Raw genomic sequence first — 18,461 nt, 5'->3', positions numbered from 1 at the left:
CTTAGACGCTTTCCGTCGTTTGCTGTTCGGTGACCCGCATCACCTCCTCCCAGCTGGTGATCCCCGCCAGCGCTTTGTCGCGTCCGGCATGACGCAGGGTTTGCCAGGCTGGCCCCAGCTGCTGGATCAGGGTGATCTCGTTCTCGCCGCGGTGGATGGCGGCGCGCACGCGATCGTCGATTAGCAGCAGTTCATGGATCCCGGTACGCCCGCGATAGCCGATGAAATTACACTCCGGACAGCCTTTGGGCTGCCACAGCCGCGCGCCGACCGGGACCGCCATCTGCCGGGCGGTGTTGGCATCCGCCTGCCAGGGCTGACGGCAGTGCGGGCAGAGTTGGCGCACCAGCCGCTGCGACATCACTGCCAGCAGCGAGGTGGAGAGTAAAAAAGGCTCCACGCCCATATCCTGTAGACGGGAAATGGCGCCCAGCGCGCTGTTGGTGTGCAGGGTCGACAGCACCAGGTGCCCGGTCAGCGAGGCCTGAACGGCGATCTGGGCGGTTTCGCCATCGCGGATTTCGCCCACCAGCACTACGTCCGGATCCTGGCGCAGGATGGCACGCAGGCCGCGGGCGAAGGTCATCTCGACTTTGGCGTTGACCTGGGTCTGGCCTATGCCCTCCAGCTCATACTCCACCGGATCTTCAATGGTCATGATGTTGCGCTCCCGGGCGTCGAGGCGGCTGAGGGCGGCGTAGAGCGTCGTGCTTTTCCCGGAGCCGGTCGGACCGGTGACCAGGATGATGCCGTGCGGGCGGGCGATCAGCGCATCGACCCGATCGAGTAGGGCGGGCGGCATGCCCAGCGTCAGCAGATCCAGGTTGACGCTGTTTTTGTCCAGCAGACGCAGGACGACGCGTTCGCCGTGGCTGGAGGGCAGGGTGGAGACGCGCACGTCGATTGCTCGCCCGCCGATGCGCAGCGCCATGCGGCCATCCTGAGGGACCCGCTTTTCGGCAATGTCCAGACTGGCCATCACCTTGATGCGCGAAATTAACAGGGCGGCCAGCCGCCGCTGCGGGCGCAGAATTTCCCGCAGCACGCCGTCGACGCGAAAGCGGATCTGCAGATGGCGCTCGTAGGTTTCGATATGAATATCCGAGGCTTTTTCTTTGATGGCCTCGGTGAGCATGGCGTTGATCAGGCGGATGATCGGCGCGTCGTCCTCGCTGTCGAGCAGATCGTCGGTGTCCGGCAGCTCTTCGGCGAGGGTATAGAGGTCGAGCTCGTTGCCGATGTCGGCCATCATGCGGTGCGCCTCCGCCGAATCACGCTGATAGCTGAGCACCAGCACTTTCTCGAACGCGTCCGGCGCCAGACGGCTGACGCGCATCGGGCCGTCCGCCAGGCGGCGCGCTTCCAGCAGCGCCCGGGCGGCGGTATCGGGGCGGCACAGCGCTTCGCAGCATTCGCCGTCGCTGAGCAGCACAAGATGGTGCGCGCGGGCCCAGGCGAAGGGCAACAGCGGACGGCGTTCGGCGGCTGGCGTCATGGGCGGCCTCCGAGATTGAAGGCGTCAATGGCGGCGCTGACCTGGCGGAAGGCCTGGGTCTCCTGCTGCGGATAGATGTGCAGCAGGTCGTTGCTGAGCGACGCTTCGCTGCTTTCTTTACCCCGCTGTTTAGTTTGCGCATTGTTGAATGCGGTGTACTGGCCGGAAGAAGCCTGGCGGTACTCATCGCGATCGCGAATGATGGTCGGGCGGATAAACAGCATCAGGTTGCGTTTCGACACTTTCTTGCTGTCGGAGCGGAACAGGGCGCCGATCACCGGAATATCCCCGAGCAGCGGCACTTTGTCAGCGGTATCGGTGACGGTTTTATCCAGCAGCCCGCCAACCACCACCGTTTCGCCGCTGCCGACCAGCACGGCGTTATTCACCGTCCGGGTATTGAAGGTCGCCCCGAGATCGCTGCTGGTGCTGGAGGCCGAGTCGGCAACGCTCGATACCTCCTGCTCAATCTCCAGCAGCACCGCATCGCCTTCGTTAATCTGCGGCTTCACCTTCAGTTTAATGCCGACGGTTTTGCGCTCGACGGTATTGAAGATGTTGTCGCCGGAGGTGGTTTGCGAGCCGGTTAATACCGGAACTTCCTGGCCGACGTTAAAGGTGGCTTGCATGTTATCGAGGGTGACGATGCTGGGGGTGGCCAGAATATCGTTCTTGGTACTGCTGGAGAGGGCGGTGAGCAGCATCGCCCAGTTCCCCTGATAGAAGCCGGCGGCGATACCATTAAACGAGCCGAGGGCGCTGGCCAGCGAGCTGCTGATGGTACCGTCTTTGTTGTACTGGTTGGCGCCGGCGATAGCCGTCGATATCGGCAAACCGCTGTTGGTGAACTGCGTCATGCCGGCGTTCTTGTTTGCCCACTGGATACCGAGATTAAGGCCATCGGCATCCTGCACTTCGGCAATAATCGCCTCCACCAGCACCTGCGGGCGGCGGATATCGAGCTGGGCGATCACCCGCTCAAGATCGTTCATCACGTCCGGCGCCGCGGTGACGATCAGGGCGTTGGTCTGGCCGTGGGCTTTGATAATAATATTTTTGTCGATCGCGGCCACTGGCCTGGCGCTTTGCTTGTCGCTCTGCAGCGAGCTGCTGATCCCGGTCAGAACCTCCACCAGATCGGCGGCTTTGGCGTACTTCAGGTAGATCACTTTGGTGTTACCCTGTACCGCCTGCTGGCGGTCGAGCTGTTTGATCATGGCGATGATGCGCTGGCGCGAGTTTGGTTCGCCGCTCACCAGTACCGCGTTGGTGCGCTCATCGGCCACCACGTTCGCCACCATCGAGCCCGGCAGCGCCGACTTGCTGGTATCTTTATTAAGCTCGGTAACCAGTTTGACCACTTCCGCGGCGGAGGCCCAGGAAAGGGGCACGGTCACCACGCTGCGATCCCCGGCGTTGTCGACGCGCTCGACAATGGTCAGCAGGCGTTTGATAACCGCCGCGCGGCCGGTCATCAGCAGTACGTTGGAGGGCTCATAATGGACCACGCTGCCGGCGCCAGCGTTATCGTTCAGCTGGCGGAGCAGCGGGGCGAGATCGCGGGCGGCGACGTTGGTCAGGGGCACCACCCGGGTGACCACTTCATCGCCTTCGCCCGGTGCGGCCGCGCTGGCGACCGGCACGGCCGAGGTCTTGGCGTCTTTGGCGCGGACCACTTTTAGCACGCCGTTATTCATATTGATCACGGCGAAGCCATATACATCCAGCACGCTGAGGAAGAATTGATAATATTGTTCTTCATTGAGCATATCGTAACTGCGCACGGTGATAGTGCCGCGTACGCTGGGATCGATAATCACCGTTTTATTCAGGTTTTTGCTGACGGTATTGATAAATTCCTGGATATCGGTGCCTTTAAAACTGGCGGAAAATTCCTCCGCGGCGGCCGGAGAAAATAGCAGCGGGGTTAATATCAGCAGCGCAGGCAGCATTTTTCGCAGGCGTTTCATGGTTGGCAATTATTCATCCCCCAGCGCGAAAGCAATATCGTGTCGTTGGCCTTCCCGCTCAACGGTTAGCGTTATTTCGGTCATGTCGGCCAGATTCTGCAGCGCCTGTTGCGCTTGCTCCTGGTCGCGTAAATCGATGCCGTTTAAGGCAATCGCCAAATCATTTGCCTGCAGGCCGGACTGGCGAAACAGCGAGGCGTCTTTGCCTGGGTTTAGTCGATAACCCAGCAGTTTGTCGCCGCTGAGTACCGGCGAAATAGATAAATAAGTGAGGATATTTTGCGGCTGTTCGCGGAGTCGCTTCACGAGGGGCGGGTTGCCCGCGGCGGTGGGCGGCGGCGACGGCGCGCGACTGTCGTTAAATAATAAAATGGCCTCTTTGCGCCCCTGATAGTTGACGATGATCCGGTCAGGCAGAATGGCGGCGATCCGCGCATCATATCCTGGGAGGGGATCGCCCGTGCTAAGGCTAACCTGCTGATTTCCCTTTTCGATAATAGCGATGGAGCGCGCCGGGTTGCTGCTGGCGAGTAGCCCGGCCAGGCGTAGCTTCAGGCTGGAAACCGGCACCTGATTGAGACTGGCAGCATCCGTTGGCGTGGGGCTATTTTTCACCGCCAGGCCAAACAGGGTAAATGCGGGCCGCACATTTTTTAATTCCGGATCTGCCGGCGGAGGCATGGTTAACGGTAGGGCGGAAATATCCTCAGGACTCACAGGGAATACCACGCGCCAGGTTAATTTCGCCAGCTGTGGGATAGCGGTTATTAATATGATGAGCGTCACAATTTGTGGTAATAATTTAATTATCCCTTTATTTATATTTGTTAACCTCATCACAGAAACTGGCATTTTAATTCCTTTGCTAATTTATTTTTCTGCACGTTGGCGTAATACCCTACCGAAACAGGTAGGTGATTATTGGCTTTTGAATTATTTATTGCCGGAGAGTGGCGATAAGCGTGGCGAATCATAATCAGTTTGCGGTTTCGGGTCGTCATTCCCTTTATTGATTTACTCCCCCGGCTTCCTACGCCCCCCGCTCATTTGTGGGGGATGATTGCGCCTGGGAAAGCAAAAATATCTAATTAGCGCGCTGTAAAGATATTCATCCTTTCTTACCTTTTATAATTTAATAAGCATATTAGGGACTATCGAATGCTCAGATATACCTGTCATGCCCTATTTCTTGGATCGTTAGTATTATTGAGTGGCTGTGATAACAGCTCTTCCTCTTCTACCTCTGGCTCACCGGGTTCACCAGGCAATCCTGGCAACCCAGGCACTCCCGGCACGCCCGACCCGCAGGATGTCGTCGTCCGCTTACCGGACGTTGCCGTCCCAGGCGAAGCGGTGCAGGCTTCCGCCAGGCAGGCTGTCATTCATCTCGTCGATATCGCCGGCATCACCAGCAGCACGCCGGCCGACTATGCGACGAAAAACCTCTATTTATGGAACAACGAAACCTGTGACGCGCTGAGCGCGCCGGTGGCGGACTGGAATGATGTCAGCACCACCCCGACCGGCAGCGACAAATATGGCCCTTATTGGGTGATCCCGCTGACTAAAGAGAGCGGATGCATCAACGTTATCGTCCGCGATGGCACCAATAAGCTTATCGACAGCGACCTGCGCGTCTCTTTCAGTGATTTCACCGATCGGACGGTATCGGTCATCGCCGGCAACAGCGCGGTCTATGACTCCCGCGCCGACGCCTTCCGCGCCGCCTTTGGCGTGGCGCTGGCCGATGCGCACTGGGTCGATAAGACTACTCTGCTGTGGCCGGGTGGGGAAAATAAACCCATTGTGCGCCTCTATTACAGCCACAGCAGTAAGGTGGCCGCCGACAGTAACGGCGAATTTAGCGATAAATATGTCAAGCTGACCCCCACCACCGTCAGCCAGCAGGTAAGCATGCGCTTCCCGCATCTCGCCAGCTATCCAGCCTTTAAACTGCCGGATGATGTTAACGTCGATGAATTGCTGCAGGGCGAGACGGTGGCGATAGCCGCGGAAAGCGATGGGATCCTGAGCTCAGCCACCCAGGTGCAGACCGCCGGCGTGCTGGACGATACCTATGCCGCCGCCGCCGAGGCGCTGAGCTATGGCGCCCAGCTAACCGATAGCGGCGTGACCTTCCGCGTCTGGGCGCCCACGGCGCAGCAGGTCGAGCTGGTGATCTATAGCGCGGACAAGAAAGTGATAGCCAGTCACCCGATGACCCGCGATAGCGCCTCCGGCGCCTGGTCCTGGCAGGGGGGAAGCGACCTGAAGGGCGCCTTCTACCGCTACGCGATGACGGTCTACCACCCGCAGTCGCGTAAAGTCGAGCAGTACGAAGTGACCGATCCCTACGCCCACAGTTTGTCGACCAACTCGGAGTACAGCCAGGTGGTCGATCTCAACGACAGCGCGCTGAAGCCGGAAGGCTGGGACGGGCTGACGATGCCGCACGCGCAGAAAACCAAAGCCGATCTGGCGAAAATGACGATTCACGAATCGCATATTCGCGATCTCTCCGCCTGGGATCAAACCGTGCCTGCGGAGCTGCGCGGTAAGTATCTGGCGCTCACCGCCCAGGAAAGCAATATGGTCCAGCATCTGAAACAGCTGTCGGCCTCGGGCGTGACCCATATTGAGCTGCTGCCGGTCTTCGATCTGGCGACGGTCAATGAGTTCAGCGACAAGGTCGCCGATATTCAGCAGCCGTTCAGCCGCCTGTGCGAGGTCAATAGCGCGGTGAAGAGCAGCGAGTTCGCGGGCTATTGCGACAGCGGTTCGACGGTCGAAGAGGTGCTGACCCAGCTGAAGCAGAACGACAGCAAGGATAACCCGCAGGTGCAGGCGTTGAATACGCTGGTGGCGCAGACCGACTCCTATAACTGGGGCTACGATCCGTTCCACTACACGGTACCGGAAGGATCCTACGCCACCGATCCGGAAGGCACGGCGCGTATTAAAGAGTTCCGCACCATGATTCAGGCGATCAAGCAGGATCTGGGAATGAACGTCATTATGGACGTGGTGTACAACCACACCAACGCCGCCGGCCCGACCGATCGCACCTCGGTACTGGATAAGATCGTCCCCTGGTACTACCAGCGTCTGAACGAAACCACCGGCAGCGTGGAATCGGCTACCTGTTGCTCCGACTCGGCGCCAGAGCACCGGATGTTCGCCAAGCTTATCGCCGATTCACTGGCGGTATGGACCACCGATTATAAGATCGATGGCTTCCGCTTCGACCTGATGGGCTACCACCCGAAAGCGCAGATCCTCTCGGCCTGGGAACGCATTAAAGCGCTGAACCCGGATATCTACTTCTTTGGCGAAGGCTGGGATTCCAACCAGAGCGATCGCTTTGAAATTGCCTCGCAAATCAATCTCAAAGGCACCGGGATCGGCACGTTCTCCGATCGTCTGCGCGACGCCGTGCGCGGCGGCGGGCCGTTCGACTCCGGTGACGCATTACGCCAGAACCAGGGCGTGGGCAGCGGGGCCGGCGTTCTGCCGAATGAGCTGACCACCCTGACCGACGATCAGGCGCGTCACCTCGCCGATCTGACCCGTCTCGGCATGGCCGGTAACCTTGCGGACTTTGTGCTGATCGACAAAGACGGCGCGGTGAAGAGAGGCAGCGAGATTGACTATAACGGCGCGCCAGGCGGCTATGCGGCTGATCCGACGGAAGTCGTGAACTATGTGTCAAAACACGATAACCAGACGCTGTGGGACATGATCAGCTATAAAGCCGCTCAGGAGGCGGATATCGATACCCGCGTCCGGATGCAGGCGGTGTCGCTGGCGACGGTGATGCTCGGCCAGGGGATCGCCTTTGACCAGCAGGGCTCGGAGCTGCTGCGCTCTAAATCCTTTACCCGCGATTCGTATGATTCCGGCGACTGGTTTAACCGCGTGGACTACTCCCTGCAGGACAACAACTACAACGTCGGTATGCCGCGCAGCAGCGATGATGGCAGCAATTATGACATTATCGCCCGGGTGAAAGACGCGGTGGCTACTCCGGGTGAAACGGAGCTCAAGCAGATGACCGCGTTTTATCAGGAGCTGACCGCGCTGCGTAAATCGTCTCCGCTGTTTACCCTCGGCGACGGCGCGACGGTGATGAAGCGCGTGGACTTCCGCAATACTGGCGCCGATCAGCAGACGGGTCTGCTGGTGATGACCATCGATGACGGGATGCAGGCTGGCGCCAGTCTGGACAGCCGTGTCGACGGCATCGTGGTGGCGATCAACGCCGCGCCGGAAAGCCGGACGCTGCAGGACTTCGCCGGCACATCGCTCCAGCTGAGCGCTATTCAGCAGGCGGCGGGCGACCGGTCGCTGGCGAGCGGCGTGCAGGTTGCCGCTGACGGTTCGGTCACGCTGCCGGCCTGGTCGGTTGCCGTTCTCGAGTTGCCGCAGGGCGAGTCGCAGGGCGCTGGCCTGCCGGTGAGCAGTAAATAACATAACGTAGGGCGCCCGTAAGGGCGCCTCTGGCTGATGACAAACCTGTTTCGTTATTGTGCTCGCCTTTCTGTCGGGTGGCGGCTTTCGCCTTACCCGGCCTACGAAAGATTGCAATTTCAAACAGTTATGCAGTTATCTGTAGGCCCGCGCAAGCGTAGCGCCGCCGGGCACTTCCTGAAGATTGCACTTTGTCAGCAGTCTGGGGCATCCGTAAGGGCGCCTTCTCGTTATCGTGAGGGAACAGGAGACGGTTGTGATTGTTCGTGATGACAGTGAAAGAGGCATCCCGCCGCTGGTGACGCATCAGCCGCCGTCCTCGCTGGATGATGCGCCGGTGAGCCGCGGTCGGATGGTGCAGATCCCCGGCTGGATTATCCCGCTGTACGCCGGATTATTTATCGCGCTCGGCTGGTTTGGCGGCGAGCAGTGGCGTCACCCGGCACCGCCGCAAACGCTGCCCTTGCCGGTGGCGCATGCGGCGCTTCTGCCGTTAACCGCCGCCGGGGAGACCGCGCCAAAGACGCCGCCGCCGGCGGCAAAAGCCAGCGCGCCCGCGGCGCCGGAAGTGGACAGCGATACGCTGCCGCCTCTGCGCTACAGCGCCCATGTCTACGCCTCGCGACCGGAAAAGCGCAGCATTGTGTTAAACGGCAAAGCGTGGACGGAGGGCGATTCACCCCTGCCGAACCTGGTGGTGGAGCAGATCCAGCAGGATGTGACGATCTTCAGCTTCAACGGCACGACCTTTACCCTCGCGGCGCTGGAGGACTGGCCGGGCGGAAAAATTGACGAGGAGCCGAAAGAGGAATAAAAGCGCGCACAATAACCGGCGCGCTGAGGATATTTCGCTTAGTCGCTGCGCAAGCTGGCAATAAATGGCGCGAGCTGACGATTAAATTGACTGCACTGTGTGGCTTCCGGGGTACTGTCCTGTAATAGCTGTTGGTAAAGCCGGTCGCTATTTTGGCTTAACGTCGCCACGTCAATATTTCCCCATCCGCGCGCTTTACCGACCTTCACCGCTGCCCGATATATCGTTTCATCAGCGGGGAGATCGCTACGATTACATTTATTCTTGAGATAGCGCGTCCCGGCCGCCACGGACGAGAGCTGCTCGAGCTGCGCCTGGCTGCTGATAGCCGGGCTGAGCGTTGAGGCGGGTTTTTGTTGGCAGCCAGAGAGAAGGGCTACCATGCAAAGCGGAAATATAAGCGGAATACGCATCATAGAGTAATCAAAATAATGAATCACTGGCCGCTAGTTTAACAAATATTTCCCTGGTGTCATCATAAAATATTATTCTGCATAAATGTTAACAGACTCTCATTTTTATCAACGGAAAGGCGCTAAATCGACTTTACTTTTATCAATAATAAACGTTGGCGCTGGGAAAATATATTTTCATCTGCGGATGATGCCACTGCGTTGACCGGCAGGAAGCGCGCCGTTTTTTATGTTATTAAAAAACATACTCTTTCCCATCTTGTTACGTGCGCAGGAGGTAAAATGCTGGTTAAGAATGTCGCATTTTAGTGCTATCCTGTATGCCCTGAACATTACGTGCTATGTTCTGACTTATTCTGCCGATGATGCGTTTAACACAATGATTTTATGGTGAATTTTTATTGTTAGTATCATGTAACATGAAGCAAACCAACCCTCTGAAAGGCTGGCGGCGCGTCCTGCCTGCCAGCAGGTTGTCGTCCGAAGGATAAGCAGCCTGGACGTTAATTTGAGAGATTTCTTCTTCCTCTGAACAGGGGAAGTATTGAGAATCAGGCCTTTGCGCCTGAACGTTGCGGAGAAAAAGCATGGCGGGAGATGACCGCGAGCCTATCGGACGTAAGGGAAGACCCTCACGTCCGACTAAACAGAAAGTCACCCGTCGCCGGGTCCGGGAAGAGGACTACGACGACGAGTATGATGACAATGATTATGAGGATGAGAAACCGGTGCCGAGAAAAGCCAAAGCCAAAGGCAAAGGTGGCAAGCCTCGTCGGAAGCGCAGCTGGCTGTGGCTGCTGGTCAAGCTGGGGATTGTCTTCGCGGTGCTGATTGCCGCCTATGGCGTCTACCTCGACCAGAAAATCCGCAGCCGCATTGACGGTAAAGTCTGGGAGCTGCCGGCCGCGGTCTATGGCCGGATGGTCAACCTTGAGCCGGACATGCAGATCAGCAAAAACGAGATGGTGCGTCTGCTCAACGCCACGCAGTATCGCCAGGTCAGCGCGATGACGCGCCCCGGCGAATATACCGTGCAGGCTAACAGCATCGAGATGATCCGTCGTCCGTTCGATTTCCCGGACAGTAAGGAAGGGCAGGTGCGCGCGCGTCTTACCTTCGACGGCGACCATCTTGAGACCATCGAGAATATGGATAATAACCGCCAGTTCGGTTTCTTCCGCCTCGATCCGCGTCTTATCACCATGCTGCAGTCGCCGAACGGCGAGCAGCGCCTGTTCGTGAAGCGCAGCGGCTTCCCCGATCTGCTGGTGGATACCCTGCTGGCGACCGAAGACCGCCACTTCTATGAGCACGATGGGATCAGTCTCTACTCCATCGGCCGCGCGGTGCTGGCGAACCTGACGGCAGGCCGAACGGTGCAGGGGGCGAGTACCCTGACCCAACAGCTGGTGAAAAACCTGTTCCTCTCCAGCGAACGCTCCTACTGGCGTAAAGCCAACGAAGCGTATATGGCGCTGATCGTCGACGCCCGCTACAGCAAGGATCGCATCCTTGAGCTGTATATGAACGAGGTGTACCTCGGCCAGAGCGGCGATAACGAAATTCGCGGCTTCCCGCTGGCCAGCCTGTATTACTTCGGCCGTCCGGTGGAAGAGCTGAGCCTCGACCAGCAGGCGCTGCTGGTGGGGATGGTGAAAGGGGCGTCGGTCTATAACCCGTGGCGTAACCCGAAACTGGCCCTTGAACGACGCAATCTGGTGCTGCGTCTGCTGCAGCAGCAGCAGGTTATCGACCAGGAGCTGTACGACATGCTCAGCGCCCGTCCGCTGGGCGTGCAGCCGCGCGGCGGGGTGATTTCACCGCAGCCGGCGTTTATGCAGATGGTTCGTCAGGAACTGCAGGCGAAGCTGGGCGATAAAGTGAAAGATCTCTCCGGCGTGAAGATCTTCACCACTTTCGACTCGGTGGCGCAAGATGCGGCGGAAAAAGCGGCCTCCGAAGGGATCCCGGTTCTGAAGAAACAGCGTAAGCTGGCGGACCTGGAAACCGCCATGGTGGTGGTTGACCGCTTCACCGGCGAAGTGCGGGCGATGGTCGGCGGCGCGGAGCCGCAGTTCGCCGGTTATAACCGCGCGATGCAGGCCCGCCGATCGATTGGTTCTCTGGCCAAGCCGGCGACCTATCTGACCGCGCTGAGCCAGCCGAATCAGTATCGCCTGAATACCTGGATCGCCGATGCGCCGGTGACGATTCGCCTGTCCAACGGTCAGACGTGGTCCCCGCAGAACGACGATCGTCGTTTCAGCGGTCAGGTGATGCTGGTCGATGCCCTGACTCGCTCGATGAACGTCCCGACGGTTAACCTCGGGATGGCGCTGGGCTTGCCGGCGGTAGTCGATACCTGGACTAAACTGGGGGCGCCGAAGAATCAGCTCAACGCGGTGCCGTCGATGCTGCTTGGCGCGCTGAACCTGACGCCGATTGAAGTGGCCCAGGCCTTCCAGACCATCGCCAGCGGTGGGAACCGTGCGCCGCTTTCCGCGCTGCGGTCAGTGATTGCCGAAGATGGCACTGTGCTCTACCAGAGCTATCCGCAGGCGGAGCGCGCGGTGCCTGCCCAGGCGGCCTACATGACGCTGTGGACTATGCAGCAGGTGGTGCAGCGCGGTACGGGGCGTCAGCTGGGGGCGAAGTATCCGGGCCTGCATCTGGCGGGGAAAACCGGGACCACCAACAATAACGTCGATACCTGGTTCGCCGGCATCGACGGTAGTCAGGTGACCATCACCTGGGTGGGTCGCGACAATAACCAGCCGACCAAACTGTACGGCGCCAGCGGCGCGATGTCGATTTACCAGCGCTATCTGGCGAACCAGACGCCAACGCCGCTGGTGCTGACGGTGCCGGAAGACGTGGTTGATATGGGCGTGGACAGCAACGGCAACTTCGTCTGCAGCGGCGGTATGCGTTCGCTGCCGGTCTGGACCACGCAGCCGGATGCGCTGTGCCGTCAGGGCGAAATGATACAACAGCAGCAGTTGCAGCAACAGGAAGCGAAAAATCCGTTTAATCAGTCCGGGCAGCAGCAGCCGCCGCAGCAGCAACAGCAGCAACAGCCGCCGAAGCAGCAGGAAAAGAGCGACGGCGTCGCGGGCTGGATCAAGGATATGTTCGGCAGTAACTGATTTTGACCGCACGACCAGACCCCTTAATACGAAAGTATTAAGGGGTTTTTTTATGCCTGTAAAAAAGTTAACGGCTCTTTAACTCCATAATAACTATCTGGTTATTAATTCAGCCTTCGACCGGCGGCGACAGGCATATCGCTTGCCTTGCCTTCGACGTTTCGCCTATTATATCGCCCGTCATAATAATAATTCTCGTTTACGTTATCATTCACTTTCATCAGAGATATACCCATGGCGCGTCCAAAAACTGCTCAGCCAAATCACTCGCTGCGTAAAGTCGCAGCTGTAGTAGCCACGGCGGTTAGCGGCATGTCTGTCTACGCACAGGCAGCAGAACAACCGAAGCAAGAAGAAACCATCACCGTCGTTGCCGCCCCGGCCGCCCAGGAAAGCGCCTGGGGACCGGCGCCGACTATCGCGGCAAAACGCTCCGCCACGGCGACCAAAACCGATACCCCGATTGAAAAAACGCCGCAGTCTGTGTCGGTGGTCACGCGCCAGGAGATGGAGATGCGCCAGCCGACGACGGTAAAAGAGGCGCTCTCCTATACGCCAAGCGTCTTCTCCACTCGCGGCAGTTCGACCACCTATGACGTGGTCACCATTCGCGGCTTCACCACCTCGACGACCGTCAACACCAACCAGTATCTGGACGGCATGAAGCTGCAGGGGAATAACTACTCTGAAGTCTCCATGGATCCTTACTTCCTCGAGCGTGTGGAAGTGATGCGCGGGCCAACCTCGGTGCTGTACGGCAACAGCAACCCGGGCGGTATCGTCAGCATGGTCAGCAAGCGCCCGACTACCGAGCCGCTGAAAGAAGTGCAGTTTAAGATGGGCACCGACAATCTGTGGCAGACCGGGTTTGACTTTAGCGACGCCATTGATGATGCCGGCGTTTGGTCGTATCGCCTGACCGGCCTTGGCCGCAGTCAGGATGCCCAGCAGCAGATGGCGAAATCGACTCGCTACGCGGTGGCGCCCTCCTTTAGCTGGCGTCCGGACGATAAAACCGACTTCACCTTCCTGAGCAACTTCCAGAATGACCCGGATGCGGGCTACTACGGCTGGCTGCCGCGCGAAGGCACCGTGGTGCCGTATTACGACGCCAACGGTAAGGCGCACAAGCTGCCGACCGATTTCAACGAAGGCGAGTCCGATAATAAAATCTCCCGCCGCCAGAAGATGGTGGGCTACAGCTTCTCCCATCAGTTCGATGACACCTTTACCGTGCGGCAGAACCTGCGCTATGCCGATGTGCATACGCTCTATCGTTCCGTATACGGCAACGGCTATGTCGCGCCGGGCTACATGAATCGCGCCTACGTGCGCTCCGACGAGCACCTGAACACCTTCACCGTCGATACCCAGCTGCAGTCTGATTTCGCCACCGGCGCGGTCAGCCATACGCTGCTGACCGGCGTGGACTACTCGCGGATGCGTAACGATGTGGATGCCGACTACGGGACGGCGGATCCTATCAGTATGAGCAATCCGCAGTACGGCAATCCGAATATTCAGGTCACCTTCCCGTACGCGGTCCTCAACCGGATGGAGCAGACCGGCCTGTACGCGCAGGATCAGATGGAGTGGGATAAATGGGTGATGACCCTGGGCGGCCGTTACGATTACGCCACGACCTCAACGTTAACCCGCGCCACCAACAGCCTGGCGGAGAATCACGACCAGCAGTTCAGCTGGCGCGGCGGCATCAACTACCTGTTCGATAACGGCATCTCTCCGTACTTCAGCTACAGCGAATCGTTTGAACCGGTATCGGGTTCCAACAGCCGCGGCCAGCCGTTCGATCCGTCGCGCGGTAAGCAGTATGAAGCCGGCGTGAAATACGTGCCGAAAGATATGCCGGTGGTGGTCACCGCGGCGGTCTATCAGCTGACCAAAGACAAGAACCTGACGGCTGATCCGGCTAACCAGGCGTTCAGCATCCAGACCGGCGAGATCCGCTCCCGCGGCCTTGAGCTGGAGGCGAAGGCGGCGGTGAACGCCAATATTAACGTCACCGCAGCCTACAGCTACACCGATGCGGAATACACTCACGATACGGTGTTCAACGGCAAACGTCCGGCGGAAGTGCCGCGTAACATGGCCTCCCTGTGGGCGGATTATACCTTCCACGAAACCGCGCTGAGCGGTCTGACGATTGGGGCCGGGGCGCGCTATATCGGTTCAACGGTCAGCTACTACAAAAATGACACTAGCACCGGTAAGAAAAATGATGCCTTTAGTGTGGCCGGTTATGCGCTGATGGATGCGACGGTGAAATACGATCTGGCGCGCTTTGGCCTGCCGGGATCGTCGGTCGGCGTCAACGTCAACAACCTGTTCGACCGCGAATATGTCTCCAGTTGCTACAGCGAATACGCCTGCTACTGGGGCGCCGGACGTCAGGTCGTCGCCACCGCCACCTTCCGTTTCTAACCACCTACGGGCGCGGTTCGCCGCGCCCTCTATCAGGTTATCGCTATGCAGGAACAGACTCCGCACGCAGAAACCACCTTCGCGCTGGATCGCGTCACTTTCCGTGTGCCTGGCCGCACATTGCTCCATCCGCTCTCGCTCACCTTCCCGACCGGAAAAGTCACAGGCCTGATCGGCCATAATGGCTCCGGCAAATCGACGTTACTGAAAATGCTTGGCCGTCATCAGCCGCCCTCCGCAGGCGAAGTGCTGCTGGACGGGCAGCCGCTGGAGAGCTGGGGCAGCAAAGCCTTTGCCCGCAAAGTGGCCTATCTGCCGCAGCAGCTGCCGCCGGCCGAAGGTATGACGGTGCGCGAGCTGGTGGCGATCGGCCGCTATCCATGGCACGGCGCGCTGGGTCGCTTTGGCGCAGCGGACCGTGAGAAAGTAGAAGAGGCGATTGCGCTGGTGGGGCTGAAGCCGCTCGCTCATCGTCTGGTGGACAGCCTCTCCGGCGGTGAACGCCAGCGGGCGTGGATCGCCATGCTGGTGGCGCAGGACAGTCGCTGCCTGCTGCTCGATGAACCCACCTCGGCGCTGGATATTGCTCATCAAGTCGATGTTCTGGCGCTGGTGCATCGTCTCAGCCAGCAGCGCGGCCTGACGGTGATCGCCGTCCTGCACGATATTAATATGGCGGCCCGCTATTGCGACTATCTGGTGGCCCTGCGCGGCGGAGAAATGATTGCTCAGGGGACGCCGGCGGAACTGATGCGCAGCGACACTCTGGAACAGATCTATGGCATCCCGATGGGGATCCTGCCACACCCGGCCGGTGCGGCGCCGGTAAGCTTTGTCTATTGATGATGAACCCAACTCTGATAACCCGACGCCGCCTGCTGATCGCGATGGCGCTCTCGCCGCTGCTGTGGCAGATGCGCGGCGCGCAGGCGGCCGACGTCGACCCGCAGCGCGTGGTCGCCCTGGAGTGGCTGCCCGCGGAGCTGCTGCTGGCGCTCGGCGTGACGCCCTATGGCGTGGCTGATATTCCCAACTATCGCTTGTGGGTGAACGAACCCGCGCTGCCCGACTCGGTGATCGATGTTGGTCTGCGTACCGAACCCAACCTTGAACTGCTGACGCAGATGAAACCGTCGTTTATCGTCTGGTCGGCGGGCTACGGCCCGTCGCCGGAGAAGCTGGCGCGTATCGCGCCCGGCCGCGGTTTCACCTTCAGCGACGGCAAACGGCCGCTGGCGATGGCCCAGCGTTCGCTACTGGAAATGGCCGATCTGCTGGGCAAAACGCGGCAGGCGAAGCGCCATCTGGCGGAGTTCGACGCGCTGATGGAGAGCCTGCGTCCGCGTTTTGCCGGGCGCGGCGATCGTCCGCTGCTGATGATCTCTCTGCTCGATCCTCGCCACGTGCTGGTGTTTGGCGAAAACTGCCTGTTCCAGGAGGTGCTTGATCGCTTCGGTATTAAAAACGCCTGGCACGGCGAAGCGGCATTCTGGGGAAGCGTTAGCGTTGGCATCGACAGGCTGGCGGCATTTAACGAAGCCGATGTCATCTGTTTCGACCATGGCAATGAGCGAGATATGGCTCAACTGCTGGCGACGCCGCTATGGCAGGCGATGCCCTTCGTGCGCGCGGGCCGCTTCCAGCGCGTTCCGGCGGTTTGGTTCTACGGCGCGACGCTGTCAGCGATGCATTTTGCCCGCGTGCTGGCTGATGCCCAGGGGAGACCGGCATGAATACGCGTCTCTCGCCGTTAGCTATTATCCTGCTGGCCGGGCTGCTGGGCGTCGCCTTCGCGCTGAGCATCGTCAACCTCAATGTCGCCTTGCCCTATGCGCAGTGGCGGCAGGCGCTGTGGCAGCCGGATGTCGATGATATTGCCCAAATGCTGTTTCATTACAGTTTGTTACCGAGACTGGCTGTTGCGCTGCTGGTGGGCGCCGGGCTGGGACTGGTTGGCGTCCTGTTCCAGCAGGTGCTGCGTAATCCGCTGGCGGAACCGACCACCCTTGGCGTCGCCACCGGCGCGCAGCTGGGGATAACGGTCACCACGTTATGGGCTATTCCCGGCGTGCTGGCGTCGCAATTCGCCGCGCTGGCCGGGGCCTGTCTGGTGGGCGCGCTGGTGTTTGGCGTCTCGTGGGGCAAGCGCCTGTCGCCGGTAACGCTGATCCTGGCGGGGCTGGTGGTCAGCCTTTACTGTGGCGCGCTTAACCAGCTGATGGTGATTTTCCATCACGACCAGCTGCAAAGCATGTTCCTGTGGAGCACCGGGACGCTGACGCAGACCGACTGGAGCGTAGCGCAGCGCCTGTGGCCGCAGCTGCTTGGCGGGGCAATACTCACCTTGCTGCTGCTGCGGCCGCTGACCCTGATGGGGCTCGATGACGGGGTGGCGCGTAACCTTGGGCTGGCGCTGTCCCTGGCGCGCCTCGGCGCCCTGACGCTGGCGATTGTCATCAGTGCGCTGCTGGTGAACGCGGTAGGGATTATCGGCTTTATCGGCCTGTTCGCGCCGCTGCTGGCGAAAATGCTTGGCGCCCGTCGGCTGCTGGCGCGGCTGCTGCTGGCGGCGCTGATCGGCGCGCTGCTCCTGTGGCTTTCCGATCAGGTGATCCTCTGGCTGAGCCGGGTATGGCGGGAAGTCTCCACTGGCTCGGTCACCGCCCTGATTGGCGCGCCGCTGCTGCTTTGGCTGCTGCCGCGGTTGCGCAGCATCAGCGCCCCGGTGATGAACGGCGGCGATAATGTGCAGCCTGAGCGCTATCATGTGCAATGGTTTGTTCTCGCAGGCGTCGCGTTGCTGCTGCTGGCGGTGAGCGTGGCGCTGGCCTTTGGTCGCGATGCCCACGGCTGGCTGTGGGCCCACGGCGATCTGCTGGAGCAACTGCTGCCCTGGCGCTGGCCGCGGGTGCTGTCGGCGCTGTTCGCCGGGGTCATGCTGGCGGTCGCCGGCTGTATTATCCAGCGCCTGACCGGCAACCCGATGGCCAGCCCGGAAGTGCTGGGCATCAGCTCCGGCGCGGCTTTTGGCGTGGTGCTGATGCTGTTCTTCGTGCCTGGCGACGCCTTTGGCTGGCTGCTGCCGGCCGGCAGCCTTGGCGCGGCGGCCACCTTGCTGATCATTATGCTTGCCGCCGGGCGCGGCGGCTTCTCGCCGCATCGGATGCTGCTGGCGGGGATGGCGCTGAGCACCGCCTTCACAATGCTGCTGATGATGCTGCAGGCCAGCGGCGATCCGCGTATGGCGCAGATCCTGACGTGGATCTCGGGGTCGACATATAGCGCGACGCCGGAGAGGGTGGTGCGTAGCGGCGCGGTAATGCTGGCGCTGCTGGCGCTGGCGCCGCTCTGTCGTCGCTGGTTAACCATCCTGCCGCTGGGCGGGGAGGCGGCGCGAGCGGTGGGCATGGCGCTGACGTCATCGCGGATTGTTCTGCTGCTGCTGGCGGCCTGCCTGACGGCGGCGGCGACGCTGACCATCGGCCCGCTGAGCTTTGTCGGGCTGATGGCGCCGCATATCGCGCGGATGATGGGCTTCCGGCGAACCCTACCGCATATGGTGATCTCCGGGCTGACTGGCGGGCTGCTGCTGGTCTTCGCCGACTGGTGCGGACGGATGATGATGTTCCCGTATCAGATCCCGGCGGGGCTACTGTCGACCTTTATCGGCGCGCCTTACTTTATTTATTTGCTGAGAAAGCAGAGTCGCTAACG

General features: G+C 60.1%; 12 protein-coding genes and 1 pseudogene. 7 read left to right on the top strand and 6 right to left on the bottom strand.

What is annotated here, in order from left to right:
* Window position 1: 1 nt before the first annotated feature.
* From gspE to OHJ17_RS20805, 4 genes are read right to left on the bottom strand one after another with little or no spacing between them, the layout of a single operon-like run.
* Entirely contained in the window at window positions 2-1,495 is a 1,494-nt protein-coding gene (gene gspE / locus OHJ17_RS20820; protein WP_004151936.1) for a type II secretion system ATPase GspE, read from the bottom strand.
* Window positions 1,492-3,465: a GspD family T2SS secretin variant PulD gene (gene pulD / locus OHJ17_RS20815; protein ID WP_004194880.1), complete on the bottom strand. Its 1,974-nt coding sequence runs from the start codon at window positions 3,463-3,465 to the stop codon at window positions 1,492-1,494. The genes gspE and pulD overlap by 4 nt, the downstream gene beginning before the upstream one ends.
* Window positions 3,466-3,474: 9 nt before the next feature.
* A complete protein-coding gene (gene gspC, locus OHJ17_RS20810; RefSeq protein WP_019705882.1) occupies window positions 3,475-4,317 on the bottom strand; it encodes a type II secretion system protein GspC in 843 nt (280 codons plus the stop codon).
* Complete coding sequence (locus tag OHJ17_RS20805; RefSeq protein WP_004219434.1) at window positions 4,302-4,439, bottom strand: hypothetical protein; 138 nt, start codon at window positions 4,437-4,439, stop codon at window positions 4,302-4,304. The genes gspC and OHJ17_RS20805 overlap by 16 nt, the downstream gene beginning before the upstream one ends.
* Before the next feature lie 184 nt (window positions 4,440-4,623).
* Between OHJ17_RS20805 and pulA the strand changes: the two genes are divergently transcribed.
* Together pulA and gspB are read left to right on the top strand one after the other, a co-directional pair.
* Entirely contained in the window at window positions 4,624-7,932 is a 3,309-nt protein-coding gene (pulA, locus tag OHJ17_RS20800) for a pullulanase-type alpha-1,6-glucosidase (protein WP_023279842.1), read from the top strand.
* Window positions 7,933-8,188: 256 nt separating this feature from the next.
* On the top strand, window positions 8,189-8,746 hold the full coding sequence (gene gspB, locus OHJ17_RS20795; protein WP_032433847.1) for a type II secretion system assembly factor GspB: 558 nt from the start codon (window positions 8,189-8,191) through the stop codon (window positions 8,744-8,746).
* 38 nt (window positions 8,747-8,784) lie between these two features.
* Here gspB and gspS read toward each other — a convergent pair whose 3' ends face one another.
* The gene (gene gspS, locus OHJ17_RS20790; protein WP_032433912.1) at window positions 8,785-9,159 is read right to left on the bottom strand and encodes a type II secretion system pilot lipoprotein GspS; all 375 of its coding nucleotides are present in this window, start codon (window positions 9,157-9,159) and stop codon (window positions 8,785-8,787) included.
* A gap of 125 nt (window positions 9,160-9,284) precedes the next feature.
* Window positions 9,285-9,356: pseudogene (locus OHJ17_RS20785) on the bottom strand (hypothetical protein); the annotation flags it as partial.
* A 390-nt stretch (window positions 9,357-9,746) separates the two neighbouring features.
* On the opposite strand from OHJ17_RS20785, the gene mrcB reads away from it, so the two are divergent.
* From mrcB to fhuB, 5 genes are all read left to right on the top strand, one after another.
* The gene (gene mrcB, locus OHJ17_RS20780) at window positions 9,747-12,305 is read left to right on the top strand and encodes a bifunctional glycosyl transferase/transpeptidase (RefSeq protein WP_032433848.1); all 2,559 of its coding nucleotides are present in this window, start codon (window positions 9,747-9,749) and stop codon (window positions 12,303-12,305) included.
* A gap of 234 nt (window positions 12,306-12,539) precedes the next feature.
* A complete protein-coding gene (gene fhuA, locus OHJ17_RS20775) occupies window positions 12,540-14,747 on the top strand; it encodes a ferrichrome porin FhuA (RefSeq protein WP_004178624.1) in 2,208 nt (735 codons plus the stop codon).
* Window positions 14,748-14,792: 45 nt separating this feature from the next.
* A complete protein-coding gene (fhuC, locus tag OHJ17_RS20770; RefSeq protein ID WP_002889212.1) occupies window positions 14,793-15,590 on the top strand; it encodes a Fe3+-hydroxamate ABC transporter ATP-binding protein FhuC in 798 nt (265 codons plus the stop codon).
* A complete protein-coding gene (gene fhuD / locus OHJ17_RS20765) occupies window positions 15,590-16,480 on the top strand; it encodes a Fe(3+)-hydroxamate ABC transporter substrate-binding protein FhuD (RefSeq protein WP_032433849.1) in 891 nt (296 codons plus the stop codon). Before fhuC ends, fhuD begins: the two co-directional genes overlap by 1 nt.
* Complete coding sequence (fhuB, locus tag OHJ17_RS20760; protein WP_004147134.1) at window positions 16,477-18,459, top strand: Fe(3+)-hydroxamate ABC transporter permease FhuB; 1,983 nt, start codon at window positions 16,477-16,479, stop codon at window positions 18,457-18,459. The genes fhuD and fhuB overlap by 4 nt, the downstream gene beginning before the upstream one ends.
* Window positions 18,460-18,461: the final 2 nt, after the last annotated feature.

The organism is Klebsiella sp. KP20-425-1 (genome assembly GCF_025813515.1).
Taxonomy (GTDB): domain Bacteria; phylum Pseudomonadota; class Gammaproteobacteria; order Enterobacterales; family Enterobacteriaceae; genus Klebsiella; species Klebsiella pneumoniae.
This window is presented reverse-complemented; position numbering and strand designations above follow the sequence as displayed.